Annotated in this window: 27 protein-coding genes, 1 pseudogene and 2 other annotated features; of the genes and pseudogenes, 21 read left to right on the top strand and 7 right to left on the bottom strand. The window is 38.2% G+C overall.

Translation table 11 applies throughout. The features are described from left to right. Nucleotides 1-85: 85 nt before the first annotated feature. From ACIGHG_RS20460 to hypE, 11 genes are read left to right on the top strand one after another with little or no spacing between them, the layout of a single operon-like run. A complete protein-coding gene (locus ACIGHG_RS20460; RefSeq protein ID WP_396550265.1) occupies nt 86-1,159 on the top strand; it encodes a hydrogenase small subunit in 1,074 nt (357 codons plus the stop codon). After that, nucleotides 1,156-2,880 (top strand): nickel-dependent hydrogenase large subunit, encoded by a 1,725-nt coding sequence (locus ACIGHG_RS20455; RefSeq protein ID WP_396550263.1) that lies wholly within the window; start codon nt 1,156-1,158, stop codon nt 2,878-2,880. The genes ACIGHG_RS20460 and ACIGHG_RS20455 overlap by 4 nt, the downstream gene beginning before the upstream one ends. A 13-nt stretch (nt 2,881-2,893) precedes the next feature. Then, a complete protein-coding gene (cybH, locus tag ACIGHG_RS20450) occupies nt 2,894-3,688 on the top strand; it encodes a Ni/Fe-hydrogenase, b-type cytochrome subunit (protein ID WP_396550261.1) in 795 nt (264 codons plus the stop codon). Then, the gene (locus tag ACIGHG_RS20445) at nt 3,675-4,160 is read left to right on the top strand and encodes a HyaD/HybD family hydrogenase maturation endopeptidase (protein ID WP_336473178.1); all 486 of its coding nucleotides are present in this window, start codon (nt 3,675-3,677) and stop codon (nt 4,158-4,160) included. The genes cybH and ACIGHG_RS20445 overlap by 14 nt, the downstream gene beginning before the upstream one ends. Next, a complete protein-coding gene (locus tag ACIGHG_RS20440; RefSeq protein WP_396550259.1) occupies nt 4,157-4,585 on the top strand; it encodes a Rieske (2Fe-2S) protein in 429 nt (142 codons plus the stop codon). The genes ACIGHG_RS20445 and ACIGHG_RS20440 overlap by 4 nt, the downstream gene beginning before the upstream one ends. Before the next feature lie 5 nt (nt 4,586-4,590). After that, complete coding sequence (locus ACIGHG_RS20435) at nt 4,591-4,947, top strand: hydrogenase maturation nickel metallochaperone HypA/HybF (RefSeq protein WP_396550257.1); 357 nt, start codon at nt 4,591-4,593, stop codon at nt 4,945-4,947. Then, on the top strand, nt 4,947-5,603 hold the full coding sequence (gene hypB / locus ACIGHG_RS20430) for a hydrogenase nickel incorporation protein HypB (RefSeq protein ID WP_396550306.1): 657 nt from the start codon (nt 4,947-4,949) through the stop codon (nt 5,601-5,603). Before ACIGHG_RS20435 ends, hypB begins: the two co-directional genes overlap by 1 nt. Continuing rightward, nucleotides 5,591-7,858, top strand: coding sequence for a carbamoyltransferase HypF (hypF, locus tag ACIGHG_RS20425; RefSeq protein WP_396550255.1), 2,268 nt, complete (start codon nt 5,591-5,593; stop codon nt 7,856-7,858). The genes hypB and hypF overlap by 13 nt, the downstream gene beginning before the upstream one ends. Before the next feature lie 2 nt (nt 7,859-7,860). After that, on the top strand, nt 7,861-8,097 hold the full coding sequence (locus ACIGHG_RS20420; protein ID WP_035436559.1) for a HypC/HybG/HupF family hydrogenase formation chaperone: 237 nt from the start codon (nt 7,861-7,863) through the stop codon (nt 8,095-8,097). Next, nucleotides 8,069-9,181, top strand: coding sequence for a hydrogenase formation protein HypD (hypD, locus tag ACIGHG_RS20415; protein ID WP_396550253.1), 1,113 nt, complete (start codon nt 8,069-8,071; stop codon nt 9,179-9,181). Before ACIGHG_RS20420 ends, hypD begins: the two co-directional genes overlap by 29 nt. After that, nucleotides 9,181-10,182 carry a hydrogenase expression/formation protein HypE gene (gene hypE, locus ACIGHG_RS20410; protein ID WP_336473132.1) on the top strand — a complete coding sequence of 334 codons (1,002 nt, stop codon included), beginning with the start codon at nt 9,181-9,183 and terminating at the stop codon, nt 10,180-10,182. Before hypD ends, hypE begins: the two co-directional genes overlap by 1 nt. 222 nt (nt 10,183-10,404) lie before the next feature. Here the strand turns inward: hypE and ACIGHG_RS20405 are convergent. Then, nucleotides 10,405-11,975: pseudogene (locus ACIGHG_RS20405) on the bottom strand (IS200/IS605 family accessory protein TnpB-related protein). A gap of 310 nt (nt 11,976-12,285) precedes the next feature. Between ACIGHG_RS20405 and ACIGHG_RS20400 the strand changes: the two are divergent. The 6 genes from ACIGHG_RS20400 (at nt 12,286) to ACIGHG_RS20375 (ending at nt 16,594) form a co-directional block, all read left to right on the top strand. Further along, a complete protein-coding gene (locus ACIGHG_RS20400; RefSeq protein WP_336473131.1) occupies nt 12,286-12,996 on the top strand; it encodes an HAD family hydrolase in 711 nt (236 codons plus the stop codon). Between the two features lie 256 nt (nt 12,997-13,252). Next, nucleotides 13,253-13,381, top strand: coding sequence for a hypothetical protein (locus ACIGHG_RS20395; RefSeq protein ID WP_336473130.1), 129 nt, complete (start codon nt 13,253-13,255; stop codon nt 13,379-13,381). A 71-nt stretch (nt 13,382-13,452) separates the two neighbouring features. Beyond that, nucleotides 13,453-14,331 carry a class I SAM-dependent methyltransferase gene (locus tag ACIGHG_RS20390; RefSeq protein ID WP_396550250.1) on the top strand — a complete coding sequence of 293 codons (879 nt, stop codon included), beginning with the start codon at nt 13,453-13,455 and terminating at the stop codon, nt 14,329-14,331. Between the two features lie 60 nt (nt 14,332-14,391). Next, on the top strand, nt 14,392-14,847 hold the full coding sequence (tsaA, locus tag ACIGHG_RS20385) for a tRNA (N6-threonylcarbamoyladenosine(37)-N6)-methyltransferase TrmO (RefSeq protein ID WP_336473128.1): 456 nt from the start codon (nt 14,392-14,394) through the stop codon (nt 14,845-14,847). A gap of 270 nt (nt 14,848-15,117) precedes the next feature. After that, a complete protein-coding gene (locus ACIGHG_RS20380) occupies nt 15,118-15,642 on the top strand; it encodes a P-loop nucleotide/nucleoside kinase family protein (protein ID WP_336473127.1) in 525 nt (174 codons plus the stop codon). A 442-nt stretch (nt 15,643-16,084) separates the two neighbouring features. After that, the gene (locus ACIGHG_RS20375; RefSeq protein ID WP_336473126.1) at nt 16,085-16,594 is read left to right on the top strand and encodes a GNAT family N-acetyltransferase; all 510 of its coding nucleotides are present in this window, start codon (nt 16,085-16,087) and stop codon (nt 16,592-16,594) included. Nucleotides 16,595-16,761: 167 nt separating this feature from the next. Here the strand turns inward: ACIGHG_RS20375 and thrS are convergent, their stop codons facing one another. Then, nucleotides 16,762-18,684, bottom strand: coding sequence for a threonine--tRNA ligase (thrS, locus tag ACIGHG_RS20370; protein ID WP_396550304.1), 1,923 nt, complete (start codon nt 18,682-18,684; stop codon nt 16,762-16,764). A gap of 320 nt (nt 18,685-19,004) precedes the next feature. Then, nucleotides 19,005-19,235, bottom strand: a binding site (T-box leader). A gap of 41 nt (nt 19,236-19,276) precedes the next feature. After that, nucleotides 19,277-19,508 (bottom strand) — a binding site (T-box leader). Between the two features lie 224 nt (nt 19,509-19,732). On the opposite strand from thrS, the gene ACIGHG_RS20365 reads away from it, so the two are divergent. Genes ACIGHG_RS20365 through ACIGHG_RS20355 form a run of 3 tightly spaced genes read left to right on the top strand, consistent with a single transcriptional unit; the run spans nt 19,733 to nt 21,935 of the window. Continuing rightward, the gene (locus tag ACIGHG_RS20365; protein ID WP_336473125.1) at nt 19,733-20,662 is read left to right on the top strand and encodes an AAA family ATPase; all 930 of its coding nucleotides are present in this window, start codon (nt 19,733-19,735) and stop codon (nt 20,660-20,662) included. Next, nucleotides 20,659-21,759: a DUF58 domain-containing protein gene (locus ACIGHG_RS20360; RefSeq protein WP_396550249.1), complete on the top strand. Its 1,101-nt coding sequence runs from the start codon at nt 20,659-20,661 to the stop codon at nt 21,757-21,759. The genes ACIGHG_RS20365 and ACIGHG_RS20360 overlap by 4 nt, the downstream gene beginning before the upstream one ends. 44 nt (nt 21,760-21,803) lie before the next feature. Continuing rightward, a complete protein-coding gene (locus tag ACIGHG_RS20355; protein ID WP_396550248.1) occupies nt 21,804-21,935 on the top strand; it encodes a hypothetical protein in 132 nt (43 codons plus the stop codon). Nucleotides 21,936-22,110: 175 nt separating this feature from the next. Here the strand turns inward: ACIGHG_RS20355 and ACIGHG_RS20350 are convergent, their stop codons facing one another. From ACIGHG_RS20350 to ACIGHG_RS20330, 5 genes are all read right to left on the bottom strand, one after another. Continuing rightward, nucleotides 22,111-22,404, bottom strand: coding sequence for an Ada metal-binding domain-containing protein (locus tag ACIGHG_RS20350; RefSeq protein ID WP_336473123.1), 294 nt, complete (start codon nt 22,402-22,404; stop codon nt 22,111-22,113). An 18-nt stretch (nt 22,405-22,422) separates the two neighbouring features. Beyond that, a complete protein-coding gene (locus ACIGHG_RS20345; protein WP_336473122.1) occupies nt 22,423-23,241 on the bottom strand; it encodes an SPL family radical SAM protein in 819 nt (272 codons plus the stop codon). Between the two features lie 36 nt (nt 23,242-23,277). Beyond that, the gene (gene adaB / locus ACIGHG_RS20340) at nt 23,278-23,811 is read right to left on the bottom strand and encodes a methylated-DNA--[protein]-cysteine S-methyltransferase (RefSeq protein WP_396550245.1); all 534 of its coding nucleotides are present in this window, start codon (nt 23,809-23,811) and stop codon (nt 23,278-23,280) included. Between the two features lies 1 nt (nt 23,812). Then, nucleotides 23,813-24,433: a bifunctional transcriptional activator/DNA repair enzyme AdaA gene (locus ACIGHG_RS20335; protein WP_336473120.1), complete on the bottom strand. Its 621-nt coding sequence runs from the start codon at nt 24,431-24,433 to the stop codon at nt 23,813-23,815. An 88-nt stretch (nt 24,434-24,521) separates the two neighbouring features. After that, the gene (locus ACIGHG_RS20330; protein ID WP_396550243.1) at nt 24,522-25,235 is read right to left on the bottom strand and encodes a 2OG-Fe(II) oxygenase; all 714 of its coding nucleotides are present in this window, start codon (nt 25,233-25,235) and stop codon (nt 24,522-24,524) included. A 208-nt stretch (nt 25,236-25,443) separates the two neighbouring features. On the opposite strand from ACIGHG_RS20330, the gene ACIGHG_RS20325 reads away from it, so the two are divergent. Next, nucleotides 25,444-26,355, top strand: a complete 912-nt coding sequence (locus ACIGHG_RS20325) for a DNA glycosylase (RefSeq protein WP_396550241.1) — start codon at nt 25,444-25,446, stop codon at nt 26,353-26,355. Nucleotides 26,356-26,461 lie beyond the last annotated feature (106 nt).

The following is a 26,461-nucleotide window of genomic DNA, read 5'->3' as shown; positions in this document are numbered from 1 at the left end:
ACGAAAATAGGGTTAGTATGTTACATTTACCCTGAATTTCTGAGTATTACTTACTTGTTCCATGGAAAATGGAGGGGGCTAGCAAATGAAAAAGCAGAAAACAATCTATGAAACTGCGATGGATAATGGGGTTACCCGAAGAGATTTTTTGAAAATGTGCACTGTATTGGCTGCGGCGATTGGTCTCGATTTTTCAAAAACAGATAAAGTTGTAAAGGCGATGGAGACGAGTACAAGAGTTCCTGTAGTATGGCTGCAATTCCAAGATTGTACAGGCTGTTCAGAGTCGTTTATTCGTTCTTCTCAACCTAAAATTGAAAGCGTTTTATTTGATATGATTTCACTCGAATACACAGAAGTTCTTTCGGCTGCATCTGGATTTCAAATTGAAGCAGCGATGGAACAGGTGTTGAAAAAATATAAAGGAAAGTATGTTCTTGCTGTTGAGGGAAGTATTCCTCAAGAGGGCTTCTTAAACATTGGAGGAAAATCAGGAAAAGATACTTTTATTGAAATGGCTTCGAACGCGCAAGCTGTCATTGCCTATGGATCTTGTTCTGCATGGGGTGGCATTCCTGCTGCTTATCCAAATCCAACGGGGGCAAAACCAATTACAAGCTTTCAAACGAGCACACCTACTATTCTCGTTCCAGGTTGCCCGCCGATTGCAGAGGTAATGACTGGTGTGATTGCTCACATTATAACATTCGGAAAATTACCAGAATTAGATCATCTCGGACGTCCGAAGGCATTTTATCGCCATCGTATCCATGATAAATGTAACCGCCGCGCCTATTTTGATGCAGGTCTGTTTGTAGAGTCCTTCGATGATGAAGGAGCAAAGCAAGGGTATTGCTTATATAAGGTTGGCTGTAAAGGGCCAACAACTTATAATTCCTGTGCTGAAATGCGCTGGAACGGCGGGGTTAGCTATCCGATTCAATCGGGAAATCCTTGTATTGGCTGCTCGGAAAAGGGATTCTGGGATAATGGTCCTTTCTACACAAGAAGAGCGAAAATTCCTGGCTCACAAACAACGATTAATCCGGATACGATTGGATTAGCAGCAGTTGGTGTTACGACAGCAGGTATTGCTGTTCATGCAGCAGGAACTGTAATTAAGAAAAAAATCGATGACAAACGAGGGGAAGACGAATGAGCGAGCGTATAGTAGTAGATCCAGTTACGAGAATTGAAGGCCATCTTCGCGTTGAGGTAGATATCGATGATAGGGGTATGATTAAGGATGCATTTAGTTCTGGGACAGCGGTTCGGGGACTGGAGTTAATCGTTCGAGACCGTGACCCTCGTGACGTATGGGCGTACATTCAACGTATTTGCGGTGTTTGTACATCGACTCATGCTCTTGCGTCACTTCGGGCCGTTGAAGATGCACTAGAAATTAAAATTCCGAGAAATGCTCATTTGATACGGGACATTATGAATATGGTTATCTTCTTTCATGACCATGTCGTTCACTTCTATCATTTACATGCGTTAGACTGGGTCGATGTAGTAAGTGCGTTAAAGGCAAATCCTTCTGAAACATCACGAATTGCACAATCGATTTCAAGTTGGCCAAAATCTTCTCCAGGATATTTTGCAGATGTGCAAAACAAAATAAAGAAACTTGTAGATAGCGGACAACTTGGCATCTTTGCGAATGGATATTGGGGACATAATGCATATAAACTTCCGCCAGAAGTGAACTTATTAGCAGTTGCTCACTATTTAGAAGCACTTGACTGGCAAAAAGAAGTTGTAAAAGTACAAACGATTTTTGGAGGTAAAAATCCGCATCCTCACTATGTAGTAGGAGGTATGGCAACTCCACTTGATATTAATAGTGACAATGGTATTCATGCAGAACGATTAATGCATGTATCTCAAATCATTGACCAAGCTCGTGAATTCGTAAGTCAAGTGTATGTGCCTGACGTAATTGCCATCGGTTCTTACTATAAAGATTGGACATATGGCGGCGGATTAGATAATTATTTATGCTATGGTGATTTCTCTACGCGCAGCATATATGATACGAAATCATACCGATTCCCAAGAGGAATTATTTTAAATGGAAACATGAATGAAGTACATGATGTAGATCTCAAAGATCCTGAACAGGTGAAAGAGTTTATTGATCATTCTTGGTATACATATGATGGCAAGGAAGGCGGTGGGATTGGAAAGCATCCGTTTGAAGGAGAAACGTTCCTTCATTATACAGGACCGAAAGCACCGTATAAGAATCTGGATACGAATAAGCAATATAGTTGGCTGAAAACACCGCGCTGGAAGAATCAGCCGATGGAAACAGGTCCGCTCGCTCGGATGATGGTTGGTTATGCAGCAGGAGATAAAGAGATTATAAGCTTGATGGACGACACGCTGAAAAAGCTAGATCTTCCAATTACTGCAATGAAATCAGCGCTTGGTCGTACAGTGGCACGTGCGCTCGAAACGACTCTTCTATCGAATTGGATTCGACATGATATGGATGAATTACTTCATAATGTGAAGAATGGAAACCAGGTCACATTTGACCGTACAAAATGGGAGCCAAGCACCTGGCCGAAGAAAACAAAAGGAGTTGGTTGGGTTGAGGCACCGCGCGGAGCACTAGGGCACTGGATTGATATTGAAAATGGAAAAACAAAAAACTATCAAGCTGTCGTTCCATCTACTTGGAATGCATCGCCGCGTGATCACAACAATAATCTTGGAGCTTATGAAGCGGCATTGAAGGGAACACCGCTGCTGAATAAGGAACAGCCATTAGAAATTTTACGGATTATTCATTCCTTTGATCCTTGCCTTGCTTGTGCAGTGCATTTAACAGATTTAGAGTCTAATAAAACAACTGAAATCCGATTAGGTTAGGAGGAGACACATTATGTCAGACCTCATGCCAACAACACATAACACCAATACGCTTGTTTCAGAAAAAAACAGCGAAGTGACGCTTCATCCAGAACGCCCAATTCAATATAAGAAAACAAAAGATGTTGTCAAAGTTTATGTATGGCAATTACCGGTTCGAGTGTTTCATTGGATTAACGTAGTGGCAATTATCTTGCTCATGATAACGGGAATTTATATTGGAAAACCATTCGTTAGTTCAAGTGTACAAGAGGAAGCATATTACTCTTATCTCATGGGATGGGCGAGATATATACACTTTTTTGCAGCATTTCTTTTCACAATCAATCTTCTTTATCGATTGTTCTGGGCGTTTATAGGAAATAAATTTGCCACATCGAACCCATTTCGCTTGGTGTTTTGGAAAGAAGTATTAGAAACGATTAAATTTTACTTATTCTTAAAAAATAAAAAGCCGCATTACATTGGCCACAATCCACTGGCACAGCTTAGCTACTGGATCTTTATCGGTCTTGGTTCTTGGGTAATGATGCTAACAGGCTATTATATGTATTTTGAGCCGCAGCCAGAATCATTTTGGGCTAAGCTATTTGTTTGGGTTCCGACTTTGTTTGGCGGAGATAGCTATACGATTCGTTCCTGGCACCATTTAGTGGCATGGGCGTTTATGTTATTTACAGTTATTCATATCTATATGGCAGTCCGTGATGATTATATGGAACGAAATGGCACCATTTCGTCAATGTTTACAGGCTACAAGACTGAACCAAAAAAATTAGTTGGTGATAAGAATGATGAATCAAAATAAGGAAGCGAAAATCACGATACTTGGAATTGGCAACACCCTCTTCACAGATGAGGGTGTTGGCATTCATTTGTTGCCGCTGCTTGAAGAAGTGTATAAGGACGATAAGCAAATTGAGATTATAGAAGGATTAACGGATGGAATGAAGCTTCTAGGTCCGGTTGAGGAAGCGGAAAATCTTATTATTATTGATGCGATTAATGCAGGTGTAGAAGGCGGAACTATTCTTTCATTAGAAGGGGATGAAATTCCTGCTTATTTTGGTATAAAGATGTCCGTTCATCAAATGGGCTTTCAGGAAGTGTTATTTGCAGCGAAATTCAGAGAACGCTATCCGAAAAAGATTATTATGTTTGGAATGCAGCCCACTTCATTAGAGCTTGGTGTAGAACTAACGGGAACGAACCAGGCAAAACTAGGGGACCTAGCGGAAGCAGTTATGAATCAAGTAAATCGTTGGAGATATGTATCATGAATCGTCTCGATTTCTTAAAAGAGGTGACAGGAAGCATATTTCAAACCATGAAATATGTGTATGAGCCTTTTTTAAAGGATGATTTAGAAAAAGTGGAAGAAGCGGCAGGTCGAGTTCTTGGAATTACATGGATACCTGTGATGAAAGTTGATGAAATGGTTATTGGGCCGGAAGTTCGCTTTGCTTCTGGCAAATCGATTATCGTTTTCTCGCATGAAGAAAAGCTTCATGCTATTAGCGGTATTTGTCCGATTTGCTCAAATCTCATTCAAGTTCGTATGTATGATTATCGGGCGACATGTCCGATTTGTGACAAGGACTACGATTTTAAAACGCTGGGCGGAGAATTATCTGTCCAAAGGTTGCAGATGAAAAGGAAGGACCAAATGTATGTTGTTGGTTTTACAGACAACAGTAAAAGGTGATCGCGATGCATGAAATGTCATTGATGGGAGATATTTTGCAGCTTGTTCAAGAGGATGCAGCAAAAAGAAATATCGTACAAATAAAGAAAATTGAATTAGTTGTAGGAGAAATTAGCAATGCGATGCCAGAGGCATTGCGGATGGCCTTCGAAATTTTTCGTGACCAAAACCTACATCTATTTAGCCACGCTGCACAATTAATTATTCATACAGAGGAAGCGAAGGCGGAATGTGTTATATGCGGCTTGACATATCATCCTACCCAGAAAATCGCATTGTGCCCAAACTGTAACATTCCATCTGGCAAGGTGTTAGCGGGGGAAACATTTCAAATTTTATCTTATGAGGGGAACGATGATTGATGAATATAACGTTACGAACAGATGTATTAACGAACAATAATAAGGCGGCTGAATTTAACCGCGATCTTTTTGAAAAAACAAATACACTTGTGATTAATCTAATGAGCTCTCCTGGAGCTGGTAAAACGACGTTGTTAGAGGAAACGGTAAAGGCATTATCTGGATCCTATTGTATTGCCGTTATTGAAGGAGATTTGGCAACAGAACGAGATGCTAATCGTATCCGCGCAATGGGAGCGAAGGCGGTCCAAATTAACACTTATGGCGGCTGCCATTTGGATGCCCGAATGGTTGCAGCAAGCCTTGGCGAACTGGATTTAGATGAGATTGATGTATTATTTATTGAGAATGTAGGTAACCTTGTTTGTCCATCTGGATATGATTTGGGACAGAACCATAAAGTTGCGGTTCTTAGCGTTCCTGAAGGAAATGATAAGATTCCGAAATATCCGCAAATGTTTATACGTACGGAGCTAGTTCTTCTTAACAAAATTGATTTACTTCCTTATCTTGATTTTAATGTGGAGGAAGCGAAGAAGGATTTAATGGAGATTAACCCAAATTCAACGCTTATTCCTCTTTCAGCAAGATCAGAAATTGGACTGGAAGAATGGTATGAATGGATTCAAGAGGCGTATAAAAAATGTACGCGGTAAATATTAGTATCCGCGGGAGGGTACAAGGGGTTGGATTTCGTCCATTTGTATATCAGCTTGCCCATGAATATCATCTAGCGGGAATGGTGCAAAACAATATGGACGGCGTAAGAATTACAGCGCAAGGAGTGAAGGCGAATGTGCAGCAGTTTTTGTTAGAGCTGCAAAGTAAAGCGCCCCGTCTCTCACGTATTCATAACATAACGGTAGTAAATACAGAACCAACCGATGCAACCGAGTTTATCATTATTGATAGCGAGCGTATGGGAACGTCATCCCTTGTCATTCCAATCGATTCTGCAGTATGCGATGATTGTTTACAAGAGATGAATGATAAGGCCAATTTCCGTTATGAATATCCGTTTATCAATTGTACGCAGTGTGGACCGCGATATACCATTATTGAAGAACTGCCCTATGACCGGCCGTACACGGTGATGAAGAACTTTGCGATGTGCTCCGATTGCCAAAGAGAATATGAAGATCCCACGAATCGGCGCCACCATGCTCAGCCTATCGCTTGTCCTGCATGTGGTCCGAAAGTTACACTTTTGGATCAGTATGGACATAAGCTTGAAACGAATCAGCCGATTCAACAAGCCGTGCGGTTAATACAAGCGGGACATATACTGGCGATAAAGGGACTCGGCGGCTATCATCTTTGCTGCGATGCAACAAATGAACAGGCTGTGGCACTGCTACGAAAACGAAAAAAACGTCCGGCACGGCCACTTGCGGTTATGGCTGCTTCCGTTCTTGCAATTGATACTTTTGCTTATGTGAATGAGGCAGAAAGGAATTTGTTGAAAAGTCCAGAAGCGCCTATTGTAATTGTAAAGAAAAAAGAAGGTAAACTGGCAGGAAATATAGCACCGAACATGAAGACAGTTGGCGTGATGCTTCCCTATACACCGCTTCATCACTTACTGTTTAAGTATAATGAGAATGGTTGCTTTGTCATGACGAGTGCTAATCCTTCTGGGATGCCGATTCTCTATAAAGATAATGAAGCGCTGACTTACTTAGACGGAATCGCTGATTATTTTCTTGTTCATAATCGAGACATCCTTCACCCTGTTGATGATTCGGTTGTGCAAGTAAACGACGGTCGCTTAGATTTTTTCCGAAGAGCTAGGGGCTATGTTCCTGATCCTTTTGCAGCAAGTTATGATGTATCTGGAATGGTTGCCTTTGGCGGACAACAGAAAACAACTTTTACAATTGGAAGAAATGAGCAAATTTTTCTTGGACCGCACATTGGTGATTTGGAAAATGTGGAAACAATGAGTCATTACCGGCAGGAGTATAACCATTTAATGAAATGGATGGATACAAAGCAGGACATCGCAGTTATCGATACACATCCAGGCTATGTTACGAGACAGCTTATTGAAGGATTTCATAGAGTACTAGAAGTGCAGCATCATCATGCCCATATGGCCGCATGTATGGAGGAACACCATCTTACAGGAAAAGCTTATGGAGTTATCCTTGATGGAACCGGATACGGATTTGACGGAAACATTTGGGGATTTGAAATTTTTTATGGAGATGCCAGCAGTGCGGAAAGACTTGCTCATTTGCAATATACACCTCTTCCTGGCGGAGAAGTGTGTATTCGTGAACCGTGGCGAAATGCGGTCGCTATGCTGCTATTTTTGTTTGGGGAAGAAGGAGAAAGTTTAGCAATCCTTCTATTTCCAGATAAAGAGAAAGAAATTCATATTTTAAAGAAAATGATAGAAAACCATATAAATATTATTCAAGCTGGTACATGCGGTCGCTTGTTTGATGCAGTTAGCGCGCTATGCGGGATTACAGAAATTGTGAGCTATGACGGAGAGGCAGCAATATTGCTCTCGGAATTAGTGGATGAAACATGCGTGTACGAGCCATATTCGTATGAATACATAGAAGACGAGCTTGTTACAATTCAAATGAAAGCAATGATTAAAGAAATTGTGTGTGACGTTTTAGCAGGTGAAGAGGCAGCAAATATTAGCGGTCGCTTTCATGAAACGGTTGTCCAGTCTATTCTTACCGCCATAGAAAAGATAGCTAGTGCACAACCTGAGCGAAGCAAAGCCGTCATATTAGGCGGTGGTAGCTTACACAATCGTTATTTGCGCAAACGATTACGAGAAGAATTAGTGAAACGAAAGTTTACTGTATATGTACCAGAACTAATGCCTTGCAATGATGGTGGCTTATCATATGGTCAATTGGCCGTTGCAGCGGCGAAAAGGAGGGCCTAGTCATGTGTGTAGGAGTACCGGCGAAGGTTGTGAAAAAAATGGAATATACGGCGGTAGTTGATGTGATGGGATCACAAACCACCGTTGGAATTATTTTTGTTCCAGAAGTAGAAGAAGGGGAATTTGTAATTGTTCATGCAGGTCAAGCGATGAGTATTGTCGATGAACAATATGCAAAAGATAGCGTGTTGGAATGGAGGAAGTTGGTCGATGCTCGAAATTCTGAAACAGTCGAATGATCCAGGTATATGTATGCCGCTTGTGGAAGCAGTTCTTGAAAAAGCGAAGGAATTTCAAAAGAAGTTTGGACGGAAGCCGGCTTTCATGGAAGTATGCGGTTCTCATACGATGGCGCTTGCTAAAACGGGAGTAAAGCAATGCCTAAAGGCTGATGTAAATTTAATATCTGGTCCAGGATGTCCGGTCTGCGTAACGGATCAAAAGTCTATTGATGCAATGATTGCGCTTAGCGATGAAGATAACCGCATTATTTGCACGTTTGGTGATATGATGCGCGTACCTGGGTCGAACAAAACGCTGCTAGATAAAAAAATTGCTGGCAGTGATATTCGGGTTGTCTATTCTCCGATCGATACGGTTACAATCGCTGAAGAAAATCCAGATAAAGAAGTCATCTTTTTAGGTGTTGGGTTTGAAACAACCATTCCGATTCTTACACTAATGGTTGGAGAAGCAAAGAAGAGAGGGATTACAAATTTTTCTATTTGGATGACAACGAAATTGGTAGAGCCCGTCCTTCGCTATTTACTAGAAGCAGGGGATGTAAAACTCGATGGTTTTATCCTTCCAGGACATGTGTCTATTGTGTTAGGGGAATCATCGTATAACTATTTAGTTGAAGAGTATAATATGTCCGGTGTTATCACAGGATTTGAAACAGCTGAATTGCTTTCTACCATTTATAAGCTCATTGATTTAGTATTGCAAGAAAAGACTGCTATTGAAAATAATTATTCATCGGTTGTAAGCAACAGCGGAAATAAAGTTGCTAAGCAATGGATGGAAACCTATTTAACAATTTGTGATGAAGCATGGCGTGGCATCGGCGTTATTTCAAATAGCGGATTAGATTTAAAGAAAGAATATGATTTGTATAATGCAAAAAAGCGGTTTAAGGTGGAAGTAGGAGAACCACGGAAAACAAAATGCCGTTGCGGGGAAGTCATAAGAGGTTTGATTTCACCGAGTGAATGCCATTTGTTTGGAAAAGCATGTCAGCCGTTAAACCCAATCGGTCCATGCATGGTATCGGCAGAAGGTAGCTGCGGGGCCTATTATCAATATATGAGGGAGAGTTTGTAATGGAAACGTTCATCAACTTGGCGCACGGAGATGGAGGAGAATTAACGCATCGTCTCATTCGTGATGTATTTGTAGCTGCATTTGGTAAGAAGGATGCAGCATTATTTGATGCGGCATCCTTGCATATTCCAACCGGAAACGTTGCTGTCACAACCGATTCCTTCGTCATTAAGCCGATTTTCTTTCCAGGTGGTTCAATCGGAAAATTAGCCGTTGCTGGTACGATCAATGATTTAGCTGTGAGTGGTGCAAAGCCGCTTTATCTTACGTGCGGTTTTGTCATTGAAGAAGGTTTTCCGATTGCTGATTTAAAGAAAATCGTAATCGATATGGCGAATGAAGCGAAAAAAACGGGTGTTACGATTGTTGCTGGTGACACGAAGGTAGTTGAAAAGGGAAGTGCTGACGGGGTGTATATTAACACCACTGGGATTGGCGTGTATGAACACAATAAAGGTTGCAGCCTTGCCTTTGAAGAAGGCGATGCTATTATTATCTCAGGAACGATTGGTGATCACGGCATTGCAGTCCTAACAGCAAGAGGAGATTTAGGGATAACAGCTCCTACCTTAAGTGATTGTGCTTCACTAAACGGCATGATTGACAGCGTACTTCAGCAATGCGGGACTGTTCGCATTATGCGGGATCCAACGAGAGGTGGTCTTGCTACAACACTTGTAGAAATTGCCGAAGATTTTCAAATTACGATGACAATTAATGAACGGTCGCTGCCGATTAAACAAGAGGTACATGGTGCCTGTGACATTCTAGGATTCGATCCTCTTTATCTTGCAAATGAAGGGAAAGCCATTTTTATCGTTGCGGACAGTCAGAAAGAAAAAGTAATCGATATTTTAAAATCCTGCCCCGAAGGAAAAGATGCTACCATCATCGGCAGCATTACCAGCAAAGGAAAAGGACAGTTACTTTTGGAAACGCCCATTGGCTCTAAACGAATGCTGACTCGATTATCGGGCACCATGTTCCCGCGTATTTGTTAAGTAAACACCTGGTTTGAAAAACTTATAAAAATCTATCAAAACGTTGGAGAACCAAGACAAAAACCAACTACCGAAAAGGGATCTCACCTTTTTCCTGTCCGCAAGGCTATCACCTTCTCATTCACCTACTGTGAAAGAATAACGGCAGGTTCCTGTTAGGAACGGTCTTGTTTTGCGCATAATCATTCATCCGAGTCAACTATACGCAAAGGGATATAAGTTTTAAACCAGGTTCCCTCCCTTCTTGATTTGAAATAAAATTTGTTGATTACTCATATACACTGTTTTATGGAGGATACTCCATAATTTCCAGTTGTGATGGTCTTTCCATGTTGCGATGGTTTGTAACCATTTCTTATATACCTTTTTTGTATTCTTATTGCTTTCTTCCAATGAAGCAATAAGAATACGAAGTTTCGTTGAGATCTGGTTTTGTAACAAAGAAATCATTTCTTTTGGTAGTTTTTCTTGTAGTCTGAGTCCACGACGTGCAATCGTAAACGCAGCCGCAGCCGCTTCATGAACGCTAATCCCATACTTTTTACTATATTTTAGTTTTCCAATCACGCTTGTATAAGCAGGGTTCACCGTTTTGACGGAAAATCCATTGCGAAGCCCCATTCTGATTAAACTACTTACCATCTTCTTGTAAGTAAACTGATGAAATTTGCGATTCCTGTATTTGTCTGTATCATGAGATTGTTGAAAATGTAAATCTTCTAGGACAATGCCGCCAACATGTTGAGAAAATAACCAATCTTTGATTTGTTGTGTCATTTGCCCAATTACAGTAGCTCGTTTATCCGTAGAAAACGTATCTAGATTGTGTAAATAAAAGATTTTTGATCCTTTGAAATTCCCCTGCTTCGTGCATAAACTGACGGCTATACGATCAGGATTGACATCGATCCCTGCAAATCAGATATTGGGACTTCTTTGAAGTCTAACATACGACCTGTTTCCGTTTCCTCAAATGTAATGTTTACATAGAATTCATCTTTTTTACGAAGTAATTCTACACTATATGTTTGATGGTCAATCATTGGTTTTCCTTTTGGATTCACACCTGTTTGTGTACCCATGACAACATCTGTGATTTCCTTGTAATAACGATATGGAATTGTAATCGGTACTACAATACGAGGACTTGTTCTTTTTCCTGAAGTCAAACCTAACGGATTGGCAATTTCTAACCAACCTTGGCCGTTATCATCAATTGTGATCCGCATATTTAAATTTCCTTTTTTACTTTTATCACCTCTTGAATACAATTGCCGTGTCCGTAAATCTTTCCATTCTTGATTGGAAATGTTTTGTTTCATGCGTTCATAAAAGGCTTTTCGACCACCAAAAATAACAGGCGGTAATGTACCGTTTGCAATATGCGTTTCATACATCGTAATTTTTTGTTCTAATTTTTGTTTTCGCTTTCGTAAACCGTTTAAACAAGCGTCTAATGGTACCTTTTTGGGCCTTTTTCTACCACTTTCATATTCTTCTATTTTTTGTATGGTTTGTTCTAACTTTTTTTGAGTGTTTTCTACATAAACAGGAAGGAGCTCTTTTTGAGAGGAAATAATGGTTTGTGCTTGTAAAACTGTATCTTCACAATACCGTTTATTTAAGGAGTACACGTGTTGTAATTTCTTGATCAATTCTTTATCGTGATGTCCTTCTGTTAAACGATTAAAACTATAACGTTTGGCACTTTCAAATGTACGAATCAAATCTAGAAGTTGTTCCCTTTGTTCTATTGTAATGGTTTTGATTTTACAAGAACGTGTTGTTTTCATCTATTATCCGCCTTTCGTTCATACATTTTCAATCTCTTTACTTACTTTTTTTCCTCCGCGTTTCCCATAAAAACAACTCCCTTTTTATTATAAAATATAACAAAAAAAGGGATGTATGTGATAGTTTTCATCGCCTTTTATAAATTTTTATAAATTTTTTTGAAACTGTCGAAACCTCCTTTATTTGGAGGTGCTTTTTTATGCTTTTGAGATTAGTATGTGTAGTATAATAGAAGGGGGTTATAAGAGATTTTTCCTGAATTGGAATATTATCACTGTAGGGAATAACCTGATATAAGGGGGGAGAAGATTGAATAAGTATAGTTTACTCTTATTCGATTTGGACGATACACTTCTTGATTCCACTTGGTTTCATGCCGGGCTAATTAAGACTCTTGAAATGCATCCTATAACAAAAAACCTTGATGCATCTATATTCCTTGAAAAAAAGTTGCATATTCCTACGTCTTTATTGGAGCGTTTTAAGAACCGGGAACTAACCCCAGTTGAATTTAGAAGAGCTAGGTGGCAGCATGCTTTTGCTCATTTTCATGTGTTACCTGATGTAGAAGTTATTGATGAGATTGATGAACTGTTTCTTAAAACTAGTATGTCTTGCATTGGTATAAATAATTCAATTACAAGTTTATTAAATGAGTTGAAAAAACATTATAACCTTGGAATAGTCAGCAATGGATTATATGATCCGCGATTAAAAATTTTCCAAATGGGACTGTCTGAAGTATTCGGCAACGACACAATACTTCATGCGGAACAATTAGGTTACAGAAAGCCAGATCCAGAAATCTATTTAATGGCATTAGAACGATTTGGTAAAAAGCCAGGGGAGACTCTTTTTATTGGTGATTCTTGGACTCATGACGTAGTTGGACCAATAGAAGTTGGGATGGACGCCATTTGGGTTAATACAAAGGGCCTCTCCAAAGCTACCGCACATATTCCGAGTGCAATCGTATCAGATGTTATAGAAATACAGGATATATTGTTAGGCAATAACTAAATTACTAATTTAATCACATTCTAACGTAAAGAAGATTAATCTTATGGTAGGCAGTCATCCCCCAACTATCTTCCTCGTTTCCCTTTGAATTTTGAGATGAGGGTCTTACTGCTGCCTACAAATAACGGGATAAAACAACAGCTTGTACTAAGTTACAATTGGAGAAAATTATGTGAATATTTACTCTTGTATTTACAATTAGTACAGCCCTCTTTTTTAAAATATAAAGCCACAATATGAAAGAGATGTGACTAATATGAGTGAAATCTTAATATTGTTAGCATTATGTTTTATCTTATATGAACTAATTAAAACGAAAAATGAACTGAAATTTTTTAGAAACGATATGAAACGTTTATTTGAAAAAGAAGATAAAGATATTTAATTTCATTTTTGTTAACGAAATTTGTGCAAACTGAAAATACTAACTAAATGTAGAGAAAGGAGCTCCTTATATTGGAAGATTATTATTGGGATGATAAGTTAGATTATTTAAAAAATACAAGAGATTTATATTATAACGATGACTATTTAGGATTTTTAGTGAATTCAGTTTGGAAGATTTCTAAGCCTGTACATATCGTTGACTATGGTTGTGGGTATGGTTATTTAGGACTTAAATTATTACCACTGTTACCAAAAGGTTCAAGATATACAGGTATTGATAAAGGACAGAAATTGATTAATGATGCCAAAAAATTGTTTGAAACACTTCCCTATGAAGCTGAATTCATAGTGGCTGATGTTACTGAAATTGAATTAGAGAGTAAATATGATATAGCAGTTTGCCATGCTTTTTTACTGCATATGACTGATCCAATAAAAATGTTGCAGAAAATGATTCATTCGGTCATTAATGAAGGGAATATCATATGTTTTGAACCACACTGGATCTCCAATATGTCTTCGTATCATCTTAGTGAATACGATCAATCAGAAATTATGCAGCTTGGTTTTCTTCAAAAACTGTTTGAAGAAGATGTAAAACGAAATGGAAAAGATGGAAACATCGGGATTAAATTACCGACATACTTAAGTAAATTAGGTGTAAAAAATATTGATTGTCGAGTTAGCGATAAAGTTAATTTTCTTGACTCAAACGCAAACCAAACAGATAAGCAGAGATTATATGATTCTCTCAAAGAAGAAGGACTAGGTATAGCTCCCGCTGAAAGAGAAGAATTTATTGAACGCTTAATAAATCGAGGGGCTACATATAATGAAGCATATGAACAGTATAAAGCAGAACTACGATTTTCTGAGGTATTCAACATAAATTCCTCTTTAAACTATGCTCCAAGTATGAAAGTTACTTTTGGGGTTGTAAACAAATGAGGAAGATATTTTATTTACTGCCGATAAGTGTACACCATGTAAAGAAAGAAGGAACAAAAATTGAATTTAATAAATATGTCTCCTATAGGTGAAGTAGCATCAATTATTGATGAAAAGGTATATGAACGGTGGGGAGAGGTTGTTTCAACAATCATAATTCATCCAGAATATAAAGATGGACTAGTTGGATTAGAAGAATATTCACATGCGATCGTTATTTTTTATATGGATCAATTTAAGGAAAAAACGCAGTCCTGGATTAGAAAACCGAGAGGGATAGAATCTTTAGATGCAAAGGGTTGTTTTGCACAAAGAACAAAGTATCGTCCGAATCCTATTGGGATTTCTACTGTTGAGATTGTATCAATTGAAGATAATGTAATGATTGTAAAAGGATTAGATGCGAATAATAAGACGCCAGTTCTGGATATTAAGCCGTATATATCAGAATTTGATTCAAGAGAAGATACTCGTTCTCCAATATGGATGAAGGAATTGATGAAAGATTATTTTTAGAAGTTGCTATTCATGATGATTAGAAAATATGTTTTGATTGCTAACTCATAATTATTAATATTTATTCTATGCTTAATAAAATGGGCTATATTATAGATGAATTAAATCTAGATGGGGATGTCATTTCAACTTATATGGTTTTTGCAATTGGAATCTGTAGTATAGGAAATGTTCTTATTCACTTTTATAGAGATAATCAAAAGAAATCCAATTAATATTAACGCCAAGATATTAGTATTGAACGATAAAGTATATGGAAGGTGAATGTTTATGTTTTTTCTTCAAATGTCAGGTTTTCCGGGTTCGGGTAAGTCAACTTTGTCTAGGGAAATAGCAAAAATGACAGGTGCTATTATAATAGATCATGATATTGTGAAAACGGCACTGCTAGAATCTTTTGGGGTAGATGATATTGATACAAGGCTTGCTGGTAAAATTTCGTATGATATTGAGTGGGCGCTAATAGATTTTCATCTGTCACAAGGGCATGATGTGATACTTGATAGTCCTTGTTTGTATGTAGAAATGGTGGAAAAGGGGACAGCTGTGGCTAAGAAACATGATGCAAAATACAAATATGTGGAATGTTATTTGAATGATATGCAGGAAATTGATAATCGATTACAAAATCGGAAGCGAATGATTAGTCAAATACAGCATGTAGAATCGGAAGAATTATTTAAGGAATGGATTGAAAATAGCAAAAAACCATCTGATTCTCATTATTTGGTTGTTGATTCTGGACAACCTTTAGATTGTTATATAAATGAAGTGGTTACATATATTAATAGTTAAAATAAATGGTGCAAATAAAAGAAAGCGCAAGGAAGCTCAAATTATGTTTTTATTGAATTAAAACAAAGTTGTACTGTTTTGAAAAAAGTTTAACCGTTTATAAAAAAGATGTACTAAAATTAACTACACTCTGTTATTTCACTAAAGGTGCAGGATAGTTGTGTGAAATGTTTCTAGTTTAAATGGAGAATGGTCACATATCCGAATGGTTATTTTATGAAATTAGATAGGCAACACAGATACGCCTAATTTTTATCCCGCTATTCGTGGGCAGTAAGACCCCCCACCTCAAGATTGAGAGAGAAGCGAAGAAGATAGGTGGGGGATAACTGCCCGTAAAAGCCCGATTGGTGAGGGCTGATAATCAGTGGGGGATGAAAAAACCCCCACTGATGGAAGTTTCACTTTATTTAACTGCTAATTTAACATAGAGGTGATTGTCTTGGATATTGATGTGAAAATTGAACAATTATTTTTAATTGAAGAACATCTTAATGAGCTTTCGGAACTTTTAATAAAGGTCGTAGAAGAGGGGGCTTCGATTGGATTTTTACCACCAATAGGAAAAGTAGATGCAGAGAAGTACTGGGAAACCGTTCTTAGCCCCGAAGTGATTTTATTTGTTGCTAAATTAAACAATCAAATTGTTGGAAGTGTACAGTTACAATTATCGACGAAGCAGAATGGAAGCCATAGAGCTGAAATCGCAAAATTAATGACACACCCTAATTATCGACGTAATGGTATTGGTCGTTTACTTATGCAAAGGGCTGAAGAAATAGCAAAACAGAAGGATAGGTCATTATTAGTTCTTGATACAAGAGAAGGAGACCCTTCCAATAAATTATATACTTCATTAGGTTATATTCAAGCTGGGCGGATTCCTAACTATGCGAAATCTGAGAATGGTGAATTAGCTGCTACCATCTTCTACTATAAAAATAACAATTAATCTTCTTGAACTAACAGGTGCTTTCGTGGAATAAGGAGCATCAAAAATATGAAACAATCTTAGCAAAAGGAGAAGCATCCAATCCGATTAAGCCGAAAGAAGGAATAGAAGAAACCGCAAAAAGGTTCAAATTATATCTCTTGGCCTTCTTGCGGTTTCTTTTTGTATTATAACCTTCTATTTTGAATTTCCTGCTGAATATTTGCAAAGAATTCGTCAAATCGTACAGCTTTAGATTGTTGTTCTCCGTATTTTCGAATGTTTACTTCGTTACGCTCGGCTTCTTGATCGCCAACGACAAGGACATATGGGATTTTTTGAACTTGTGCTTCTCGCATTTTATAACCAAGTTTCTCATTGCGAAGATCAAGGTCTACGCGTACACCAGCATTTTTTAACTTTTCTTCTATTTCTTTTGCGTATTGTTCATGTACTTCGGCAGATACAGGAATAATTTTTGCTTGTACGGGAGCTAACCATGTTGGGAATGCTCCGGCAAAATGTTCGATTAAGATTCCGAAGAAACGGTCAAGTGAACCGAATACAGCACGGTGAATAACAACAGGACGTTGTTTTTCATTTTTTTCATTAATATAGCTTAAGTTAAATTTCTCCGGCATTTGGAAATCGAGCTGTACAGTTGCGCATTGATGACTTCTATTTAAAGCGTCTTTAATATGGAAGTCAATTTTCGGACCGTAAAACGCTCCGTCACCTTCATTGATTTTATAGCGGAAATTGAGCTCTTCTAGTACATTTTGCAGGGCACCTTCCGCCTTGTTCCATAACTCGTCATCTCCCATTGAATTTTCTGGTCTTGTAGAGAGCTCAACTTCATATTCAAAACCAAATGTACGATATACATAATCGATTAAATCAATTACTCCTTTTATTTCATCTTCAATTTGTTCAGGTGTTACAAAAATATGGGCATCATCTTGACAGAATGTACGAACTCTAAGAAGTCCATTAAGAGCGCCGCTAAATTCATGACGATGGACTTGCCCAAATTCAGCCATTCGAACTGGTAAATCACGATAAGAGTGCAGCTTATTTCTAAACATTAACATGTGACCAGGGCAGTTCATTGGTTTTAAAGCAAATTTTCCATGATCAACTTCTGTGAAATACATATTCTCTTTATAATGGTCCCAATGACCGGAGTTTTCCCATAGTTTTTGATTCATCATTAAAGGAGTACGAACTTCTTGATAATTACGCTTTTGCTGAATCCCTCGTAAAAAAGCTTCCATTTCGTTTCGGATAATTTGTCCTTTTGGTAAATAAAATGGCATTCCTGGCGCTTCTTCAGAGAACATAAATAATTCTAATTCATTGCCTAATTTACGATGATTGCGTTTTGCGGCTTCTTCTAAAAAGATTACATACTCATCTAGTTCCTTTTTAGAAGGGAAGGCAACCCCATATATTCTTTGAAGGACTTGGTTATTACTGTCACCGCGCCAATATGCTCCTGAAACATTTGTTAATTTAAAAGCTTTCATAAAACCAGTAGATGGTAAATGTGGTCCGCGGCATAAGTCTAAAAATTCACCTTGTTTGTAAAGAGTTATGTTTTGATCAGCAGGGATATCTTGTAATAGCTCTAATTTTAAATGGTCACCGAGTTCTTCAAATATTTGTTTTGCTTCATCGCGACTTACTTCGATTCGTTGAATTTCCAAATTTTCATCAATGATTTTTTGCATTTCTTGTTCAATTTGAACTAACTCTTCAACTGCAATACTATTCGGAAGATCCATATCATAATAAAATCCATTTTCAATAACAGGACCAACACCTAAATTAATGTGACCGTGTATTCTTTTAACTGCTTGCGCTAATATGTGTGCTGCTGAATGACGCATTACATCTAAGCCTTCTTTTGATTCTACAGTTAAAATTTCAATTTCTGCATCTTCTTGTATGCTTCTGCGTAAATCAAATAGTTGCTGATTCACTTTTCCGGCAATAGCTTTCTTTTTTAACCCAGGGCTAATTGATTCTGCAATTGCCTCTAATGTAGTTCCTTTCATATACTCCTGTTCACGACCATTTGGAAAACGAATTTGAATCATTTTGTTACTCATCATTATCACTCCATTTCATAATATAAAAAAACGCACTCATCCCTAAAACAGGGACGAGTGCGTTAATACCCGTGGTTCCACCCAGATTCCCATCGTACTTAAAAAAGCGTTGATGGCTCCATTCGCTGTAACGTAGCGTCTCCGGCATTGGATACTATGTTTCCCCAATACAGCTCCAAGGTGGTAAGTATATTCTCCTGCGTTAGGAAGATCTCAGCAATTCTTCCTTCTCTGTAAAACCGTAAAGAATATCTCGTGTCCTTTTCATTGCCAATTGATATTATAGAATTGAGAAAAATAAAAAACGCACTCATCCCTAAAACAGGGACGAGTGCGTTAATACCCGTGGTTCCACCCAGATTCCCATCACACTTAAAAAAGCGTCGATGGCTCCATGCACTGTAACGTAGCGTCTACGGTATTGGATACTATGTTTCCCCAATACAGCTCCAAGGTGGTAAGTGTATTCTCCTGCGTTTAGGAAGATCTCAGCAATTCTTCCTTCTCTGTAAAACCGTAAGAATATCTCGTGTCCTTTTCATAGCTAATTGTTATATGGAATTAAGAAAATAAAAAACGCACTCATCCCTAAAATAGGGACGAGTGCGTTAAAACCCGTGGTTCCACCCAGATTCCCATCGCACTTAAAAAAGCGTCGATGGCTCCATGCACTGTAACGTAGCGTCTACGGTATTGGATACTATGTTTCCCCAATACAGCTCCAAGGTGGTAAGTGTATTCTCCTGCGTTTAGGAAGATCTCAGCAATTCTTCCTTCTCTGTAAAACCGTAAAGAATATCTCGTGTCCTTTTCGTTGCTTTTTTATAGCATTAGTATGTTGATTCATAATATACAGTATTCAAATTACTTTTGCAAATGTTTTTTTGGAATGAATTGTATTTTTTATAATTCAGTATATGTAAGAAGAAAACTTAATTTACAAAAAATCTCAAAAAATAAGCAGTTAGTACATGAATTTTGCTATACTACAAATAAATATCGGAAAAAACAGAAAATTTATTATAGGAAGAGAAAGGGTGAAGAGGGCATGTCAATTTTAGAAAGAATCAGAGAAAATGTCTCGCAAGTGATTGTAGGAAAAGAAGAGGTTATTGATTTAGCGATGATCGCATTAGTAGCAAATGGACATGTTTTATTAGAAGATGTTCCAGGAACGGGGAAGACGTCATTAGCGAAAAGTCTTGCAAAAAGTATAGATGGAAAATTTCAGCGTGTACAGTTTACATCAGATACATTACCAGGAGATGTAGTAGGTTTAGAGTATTTCGATATGAAAGAATCTGATTTTAAAACGAGGATGGGGCCGATTTTCGCTAATATCGTGTTAGTCGATGAAATTAATCGTGCCGTTCCGCGTACACAGTCTGCTTTATTAGAAGTAATGGAGGAGCGTACCGTTACGATTGCTGGGGAGACGCATGTATTGCCGCAGCCGTTTATTGTACTTGCTACGCAAAATCCGCTAGAGTCTGCCGGTACTTTTCCGCTTCCGGATGCGCAGTTAGATCGCTTTTTATTAACGATCAGGCAAGGATACCCAAGTCGAGTGCACGAAAAGGAGATGTTACGGCGTTTCCGCCAGCAAGACCCACTGCGCAGCTTACAAAGTGTTGTGTCTCTTGCGGATATTCTTTCTCTACAAGAAAAAGCAAAGCAGGTGGAAATTCATGAAGAAGTGGAAGATTATTTATTGGATATTGTGCAAAAGACACGTCAGCATGAACTCGTTGAAATCGGGGTGAGCCCGCGTGGTTCATTAGCTTTTATGAAAGCAGCACAAGCCCGTGCGTTATTAAAGGGAAGAGAATTTTGTACACCTGATGATTTTTATACGCTAGCAGAGCCGGTTTGTGCTCACCGATTAACTCTTAGTATTGAAGGAGATATGAAAACGACGAAAGCATATGTAATGAAAGAGATTTTGGAGCAAGTAGCTGTTCCAGTGGAGAATGTATGAAAGAGAAATTAATAATGAAACGTCCGTTTGTAGAAACGTATGTTGCAGGGGCCGTCGTCTTTATTACAATACTAGTGTGGCTCTTTGTACAACATTTCTTTCTGTTTGTACTTGCTTTTTTCTATTTGCTTATGGTTAGTTTTTCTCATTGGTATGTTCGGAAAGCTTCACAAATATATTGTGAAATAACACAACAACATGAACGTCTCTTTATTGATGAGACCGGGCATTGTCGTGTACGTATTGTAAATCCAACAAAACTGCCGATTTTTGAAGTTGCCTTTCGGTTTCGCTCAGATGAACAGATGAAATGGGAATGGTCAGAAGGAGAATTAGAACAAGCGGTTCATTCTTATCGTATTCCTTTGCAGCTGAAAAAACAGGAAACATTAGACATAGATTTACATGTATCAGCGCAGCAAAGAGGACTGCATAGCTGGCAAGAAGCCGAAATCATTTTGTCTGATCCATTTCATCTTATTACCATTCACATCCCAATAAGGAAAGAGAATATGCCGTGCTTTCGTATATATCCTCGCATTGTCAAAGTAAATATTCCGGAAACAAACAGCTGGAAGCACGGATTCCGCACTGCAGCTGTTTCGCCTCTTTATGATGAAACGAAAATCATTGGAGTAAAGGCATACGAACAGGAGTCATTTCGTGCCATTCATTGGGGAGCGACTGCCAAAACAGGTGTATTAAGTGCAAAAAAGTATGAATATACGCAAGGTGATCGGTATGCGGTCTATTTAAATGTATTAGGTTCAACGGGTTATACACTGCGTACTGATATAGAGTATTTAATCGAAGTAACAGCGGGCGTTTGCCGGGAACTAATAGCGCAAGATTGTTCATTTGAACTATGGGTGAATAGTATGTGTGAAAACGGAATTGTCCATATAACGGCTGGTAAATACCGAAAACAATTGCACAAAACATTACAATTATTATCGTCCTTAACAGATCGAGATGTTCCGTTATCTTCTTCCTTTTTTTATCAAACAGGTTTCTGCCAGCAAGAGGCTGGAGCAATTCCGATTATTATAGGGAATCCACCTGAAAAACATGGGGGATGGCTGCAAGTGGTGAAATAAAGTAGCGGGGGATAATCAATAGTTTTTATTGTTATTGATCCTACATGAGTATGATATATAAACGAAAGCGTTTTGTATTTCAGATGCTTTTAGTTAGTATTTGTTTATTACTTGCTGTGTTTATAGTAAGCGGTGCGCTATATACGCAAACTATATTGAAAGAATTATTGAAATAAGAGCGGTCGCATATTACAGATAGATGGGAGGTTCCTGAAACTCCTACGAAGAAAGAAGAGGTACCTCCTTGGGAGAAGGCAAAACGGATACAAACAAAATCGAAAAGCAAAAAAGGTGGAGGGGAGTCGATTGAACAAGCGGATAGTGAAGTAGAGAAAAGAAATACAGCGCTTCTTATCTTTTCTTTTTTTTCCATCGTGCATATTTTTCAGGCATGCAAACTGCACATGGCCTAAAACCTGCTGATATAGCCGTCTGTTCATCGGCAAAAAACACGCGATGTTTAACGTATCCACCTTTTGCTATAGCTCTAAGCGCTGAGGGACAATCTAATCTTCCATATAATTTACTCGGTCGATACCCACCAAAAATACCCGGTGTATCACTTTGATATGGATGCATATCGGCACCCAACAGGGTGAATGTCTTTTTTCTATTTTCAGCACTTTTCTCATTATCTTTATACATGCAATTACTTCCTATTTTTTACGGTTCGAACCCTGTCTGGCTCACATAAACCTGATTTTTCGGAAAGGTTTCTATAAATCTGTTATATACTTTTTTAATAACTTGCGGTCCATACCATTCTTCTAAACCAAGTTGGGCGTATTTTTTTTCAATTCCAAGCTTTCTCGTCCGTTTTCCTCCACTGCCATCGCCCATAAAGTAGTCATCAATACATATCCGATCGACGAAGGACTTCAATTTCTCAGGAAAATATTCCCCACTCGGTAATATGGGTGCTATCGCCACTTGGGTCGGTATTCCCGCATCCACTAATTTTTCCAATGTCTTAAAGCGTGCCTGAATAGGAGGTGCCTCTGGAGTAAAATGTTTACGTATCGTTTCCGAATCCGTTTCAATTGTCATACTTACCCGGACTCTATCTTTTAAATGCTGCAGCAAATCGATATCTCGACTTACAAGCGGGCTCCTCGTCTGTACTAATAAGAAGTCAGGGGGATCTTCTACCATAACCTTTAGTAGAGATTGCGTTACTTTTTCCTTATCCTCTACTGGTTGATACGGGTCTGTGCTTGATGACATAAAAATGGTTACATTTCCTTTGGCTTTGGCACGATGAAGCTCCTTGCTTAGTAAATTCGCAGCTCCATTTTTAACATCGACCCAATTTCCCCATTCCCCTTCTCGAAAAAGGGATACAGGCATTTGGCGTACATAACAATATGAACACCCAAATGAACAGCCTGTATAAGGATTTAGTGAATGAGTATATCCAGAAAGAAAGCCTGTACCTTTATTAAGAATGGTTTTCGGGTTTTTATAGAACAATTCACTTTTCATGACGGAACCTTCTTTCCCTTCATTGTACGGCAATAATCACTCATTGCTGGAAGAAACTTGTCTTTCCAGATCCAAAAGCAGTGTCTTCATTTCTAATCCGCCACGATAGCCAGTTAATGATCCATTCTTTCCTACTACACGATGACACGGTACGGTGATTAATACTGGATTAGCTCCGATGGCTGCCCCTACAGCACGAACAGCTGCTGGTTTATTTATATAATCTGCAATGTCAGAATAGGACTTCGTCTGTCCGTATGGAATCTCACAAAGTGCATTCCAGACTGCAAGCTGGAATGCTGTCCCATTATAATCAAATGGAACAGTAAAGGTTTTCCTTTTTCTTTCTAGATACTGGGTGATTTCAACCGCATAGGGTTCAAGCTTTTCAACATCTTCAATAAGAGGACTTTTTGGAAAGTGTTTCTTAGCCCATTCGCACAATTCTTCGAATGGTTTGCTCTGTGAACCTACATAGCATAGACCCTTAGAGGTTGAAGCAATATAAAATTTCCAATCCTTAAACTTTAGTAAAGACCAATAAACGGTTGGTGTATTCTTTGTTTCCATTTTACATTTCCTCCATTTTGCTCATTTGACGAAATTGTGCTGGTGTCTGTCCGGTTTTCTTTTTAAATAAGGTAATAAAATAGGGCGTGTTAGCCATACCCACACATATGGCGATATCCGCAATCGCTTTATTTGTCTGAATCAAATACTCTTTAGCCGCGTTTAATCTAACCTGTTGTATATACTCAACTGGTGTGATGCCTTTAATCTTTTTAAACGTTCGATGCAAATGATAGGGACTCCCGTGAGCAATACCTGATAGCGTTTCTAGAGTTAATTTTTCTGTAAAATTTTTATCAATGTATTCTGTGATAAGTGTCATCCATTCATTATCAGGCAATCTCACATTAGTAGGCTTACAACGTTTACAAGGGCGAAAATTTGCACGGAGAGCTTGTTCTGCGTTTGGAAAAATACGTACATTTTCTTTTTTCGGAACGCGAGATTTGCATGACGGTTTACAGAAGATCCCTGTGGTCTTTACAGCATAGAAAAATTGATTATTGTACGAAGCATCATTGTCTATAATTGCTTGCCACTTTTCATTTGTCATCATGTCCACGTCATTCAAAATTCTATGATCATGGCTCTCTTGTAATTCATTATTAATGCTATCAGGCATTTATCTCACTTCTCCTTACAATATACTCCCTATAAATTCAGAATGTACAATTCTAGGAATGAAATAGCAAGATATTGAAATTTAATATTTACTTGGAATCATGAAAAATGATTCCAAGACCGTATCGTTCTCCAGAAGTAACCGTACTTACTCCGTGACGAACCGTATTTTTGTAATATCCTTTTTTACCTAGAGCAGGTCTATGGTTAGTAGGAAAGATCAGCGCACTACCTTGTTCCAAAGTAATCACATGCCCCCTGCTCTGAGCACGAGGAATTTGTTCCACTAATAGGGATTCTCCACCGCAAAAGTCTTTATCTCGTTGATTTAATACAAACACTACTTGAAACGGGAAAAATACGTCTCCATATAAATCTTGGTGCAAGCAATTAAACCCGCCTTTTTTATACTTTAAAATTAAGGGTGTTGGTCTAGTTTGTTCATATTCTTCACATGTTTTCAAAAAATCTTGAAGATGATCTGGAAACTGTTCTGGTTTCTTTAAATAACTCAACCATCGATTTGCTGTTTTAGCCAACTCTGGATAAAAGGATTCTCTTAAACTTTGGATGATTTCGGGTAATGGATAGGAAAAGTATTTGTACTCCCCATTCCCAAAGTGATATCTCGTCATATTGATTGTCGTTCTGTATGATCCTTCTTCACTATAAAGTTCTATGAAGAAGTCACATTCATCTTTTGTTAATATTGCTGGAAGCTTTGCAAATCCTTGCTCATCTAATTCGTTTTGAATTGAATCCCAATTTAAGCTTTTAACACGTGTTTTTATATCTTGAACCATTTTTATCCCTTCCTATTTAGCATTCTTGATAACTAACACTATAACCTCATAAATAGGAAAAAGTAAGGTATTTAGAATGAAATAGCAAGATAACGAAATTAATCAAGATTATTATGTGATAAAGTAAAACTTCAATCAGTGTGAGTTTTCCTTCTAATTATTTTGTGAATATTATAGGAGATAGTATTAAGATGAGGGGGATGAAAAAGTGAAATGGCATGAAGTCAATGATGATATTATTATTACATTACCTGAAGAGTTTGACATAAATGCTAACCTAGGCTATCTAACAAGGGGAAAAAATGAATGCATGTATGAAATCGAGAACGGTATCATTACAAGAGTCATAGCCATTGGGGGAATTCGGTCCTTGGTACAGGTAAGAGTAATTGATAATAAACAAATGATTATTCAGTTCTTAAATGATTCTAGGCCCATTGAAGAGTGGCAACGGGAAGAGATTGTAAAATATATTCGTGAATGGCTTGATCTTGATAACGATTTAACCCCATTTTATGAAATGGCAAAAGCAGATCCATTACTTAAAATGCCTGCCCGAAAATTCTATGGTTTGCGAGTCGTCGGCATTCCCGACTTATTTGAAGCTTTATGTTGGGGAGTTTTAGGGCAACAAATTAACTTAGCGTTCGCGTACTCCTTAAAGAAGCAATTTGTAGAAGGATTTGGCGATTCCATCGAATGGAATGGTAAAAAGTATTGGGTGTTCCCACCGTACGAACGAATTGCACTGTTAACACCTACTGACCTAGCAGATATTAAAATGACGGTAAAAAAAAGTGAATATATCATTGGAATTGCCAGGTTAATGGCAAGTGGAGAATTATCGAAGGAGAAACTAATGAAAATGAGCTTTAAAGATGCTGAAAAAAACTTAATTAAAATACGAGGCATCGGTCCTTGGACAGCCAATTATGTTCTAATGCGCTGCCTCAGGTTCCAGACAGCTTTTCCAATCGATGATGTGGGTCTTATTAATTCGATAAAAATATTACGTAATATGGACCGAAAGCCTACGAAAGATGAAATCTTAGAAATATCGTTTCCATGGAAAAACTGGGAATCATACGCTACCTTTTATTTATGGCGTGTCCTTTACTGAATAATTACAACGTGAACTACCCGCCACTTAACGTCCTTACGGACTGTTTGAAGTGGGGGCTTCTCGGTTAGTCGTTACTTTTGATAGCTAACGAATTAGTCTAAGA

This window comes from Bacillus sp. NPDC077411, from assembly GCF_044543425.1.
Classification (GTDB): domain Bacteria; phylum Bacillota; class Bacilli; order Bacillales; family Bacillaceae_G; genus Bacillus_A; species Bacillus_A bruguierae.
The sequence above is the reverse complement of the archived record's forward strand: the minus strand, read 5'-3'. Positions and strand labels throughout refer to the sequence as shown.

Coding starts and splice junctions, on each gene's coding strand:
- ACIGHG_RS20460 (WP_396550265.1), top strand. CDS start 86: ATGAAAAAGCAGAAAACAATCTATGAAACTGCGATGGATAATGGGGTT.
- ACIGHG_RS20455 (WP_396550263.1), top strand. CDS start 1,156: ATGAGCGAGCGTATAGTAGTAGATCCAGTTACGAGAATTGAAGGCCAT.
- cybH (WP_396550261.1), top strand. CDS start 2,894: ATGTCAGACCTCATGCCAACAACACATAACACCAATACGCTTGTTTCA.
- ACIGHG_RS20445 (WP_336473178.1), top strand. CDS start 3,675: ATGAATCAAAATAAGGAAGCGAAAATCACGATACTTGGAATTGGCAAC.
- ACIGHG_RS20440 (WP_396550259.1), top strand. CDS start 4,157: ATGAATCGTCTCGATTTCTTAAAAGAGGTGACAGGAAGCATATTTCAA.
- ACIGHG_RS20435 (WP_396550257.1), top strand. CDS start 4,591: ATGCATGAAATGTCATTGATGGGAGATATTTTGCAGCTTGTTCAAGAG.
- hypB (WP_396550306.1), top strand. CDS start 4,947: ATGAATATAACGTTACGAACAGATGTATTAACGAACAATAATAAGGCG.
- hypF (WP_396550255.1), top strand. CDS start 5,591: ATGTACGCGGTAAATATTAGTATCCGCGGGAGGGTACAAGGGGTTGGA.
- ACIGHG_RS20420 (WP_035436559.1), top strand. CDS start 7,861: ATGTGTGTAGGAGTACCGGCGAAGGTTGTGAAAAAAATGGAATATACG.
- hypD (WP_396550253.1), top strand. CDS start 8,069: ATGCTCGAAATTCTGAAACAGTCGAATGATCCAGGTATATGTATGCCG.
- hypE (WP_336473132.1), top strand. CDS start 9,181: ATGGAAACGTTCATCAACTTGGCGCACGGAGATGGAGGAGAATTAACG.
- ACIGHG_RS20395 (WP_336473130.1), top strand. CDS start 13,253: ATGAGTGAAATCTTAATATTGTTAGCATTATGTTTTATCTTATATGAA.
- ACIGHG_RS20380 (WP_336473127.1), top strand. CDS start 15,118: ATGTTTTTTCTTCAAATGTCAGGTTTTCCGGGTTCGGGTAAGTCAACT.
- thrS (WP_396550304.1), bottom strand. CDS start 18,684: ATGAGTAACAAAATGATTCAAATTCGTTTTCCAAATGGTCGTGAACAG.
- ACIGHG_RS20365 (WP_336473125.1), top strand. CDS start 19,733: ATGTCAATTTTAGAAAGAATCAGAGAAAATGTCTCGCAAGTGATTGTA.
- ACIGHG_RS20360 (WP_396550249.1), top strand. CDS start 20,659: ATGAAAGAGAAATTAATAATGAAACGTCCGTTTGTAGAAACGTATGTT.
- ACIGHG_RS20355 (WP_396550248.1), top strand. CDS start 21,804: ATGAGTATGATATATAAACGAAAGCGTTTTGTATTTCAGATGCTTTTA.
- ACIGHG_RS20350 (WP_336473123.1), bottom strand. CDS start 22,404: ATGTATAAAGATAATGAGAAAAGTGCTGAAAATAGAAAAAAGACATTC.
- ACIGHG_RS20345 (WP_336473122.1), bottom strand. CDS start 23,241: ATGAAAAGTGAATTGTTCTATAAAAACCCGAAAACCATTCTTAATAAA.
- adaB (WP_396550245.1), bottom strand. CDS start 23,811: ATGGAAACAAAGAATACACCAACCGTTTATTGGTCTTTACTAAAGTTT.
- ACIGHG_RS20335 (WP_336473120.1), bottom strand. CDS start 24,433: ATGCCTGATAGCATTAATAATGAATTACAAGAGAGCCATGATCATAGA.
- ACIGHG_RS20330 (WP_396550243.1), bottom strand. CDS start 25,235: ATGGTTCAAGATATAAAAACACGTGTTAAAAGCTTAAATTGGGATTCA.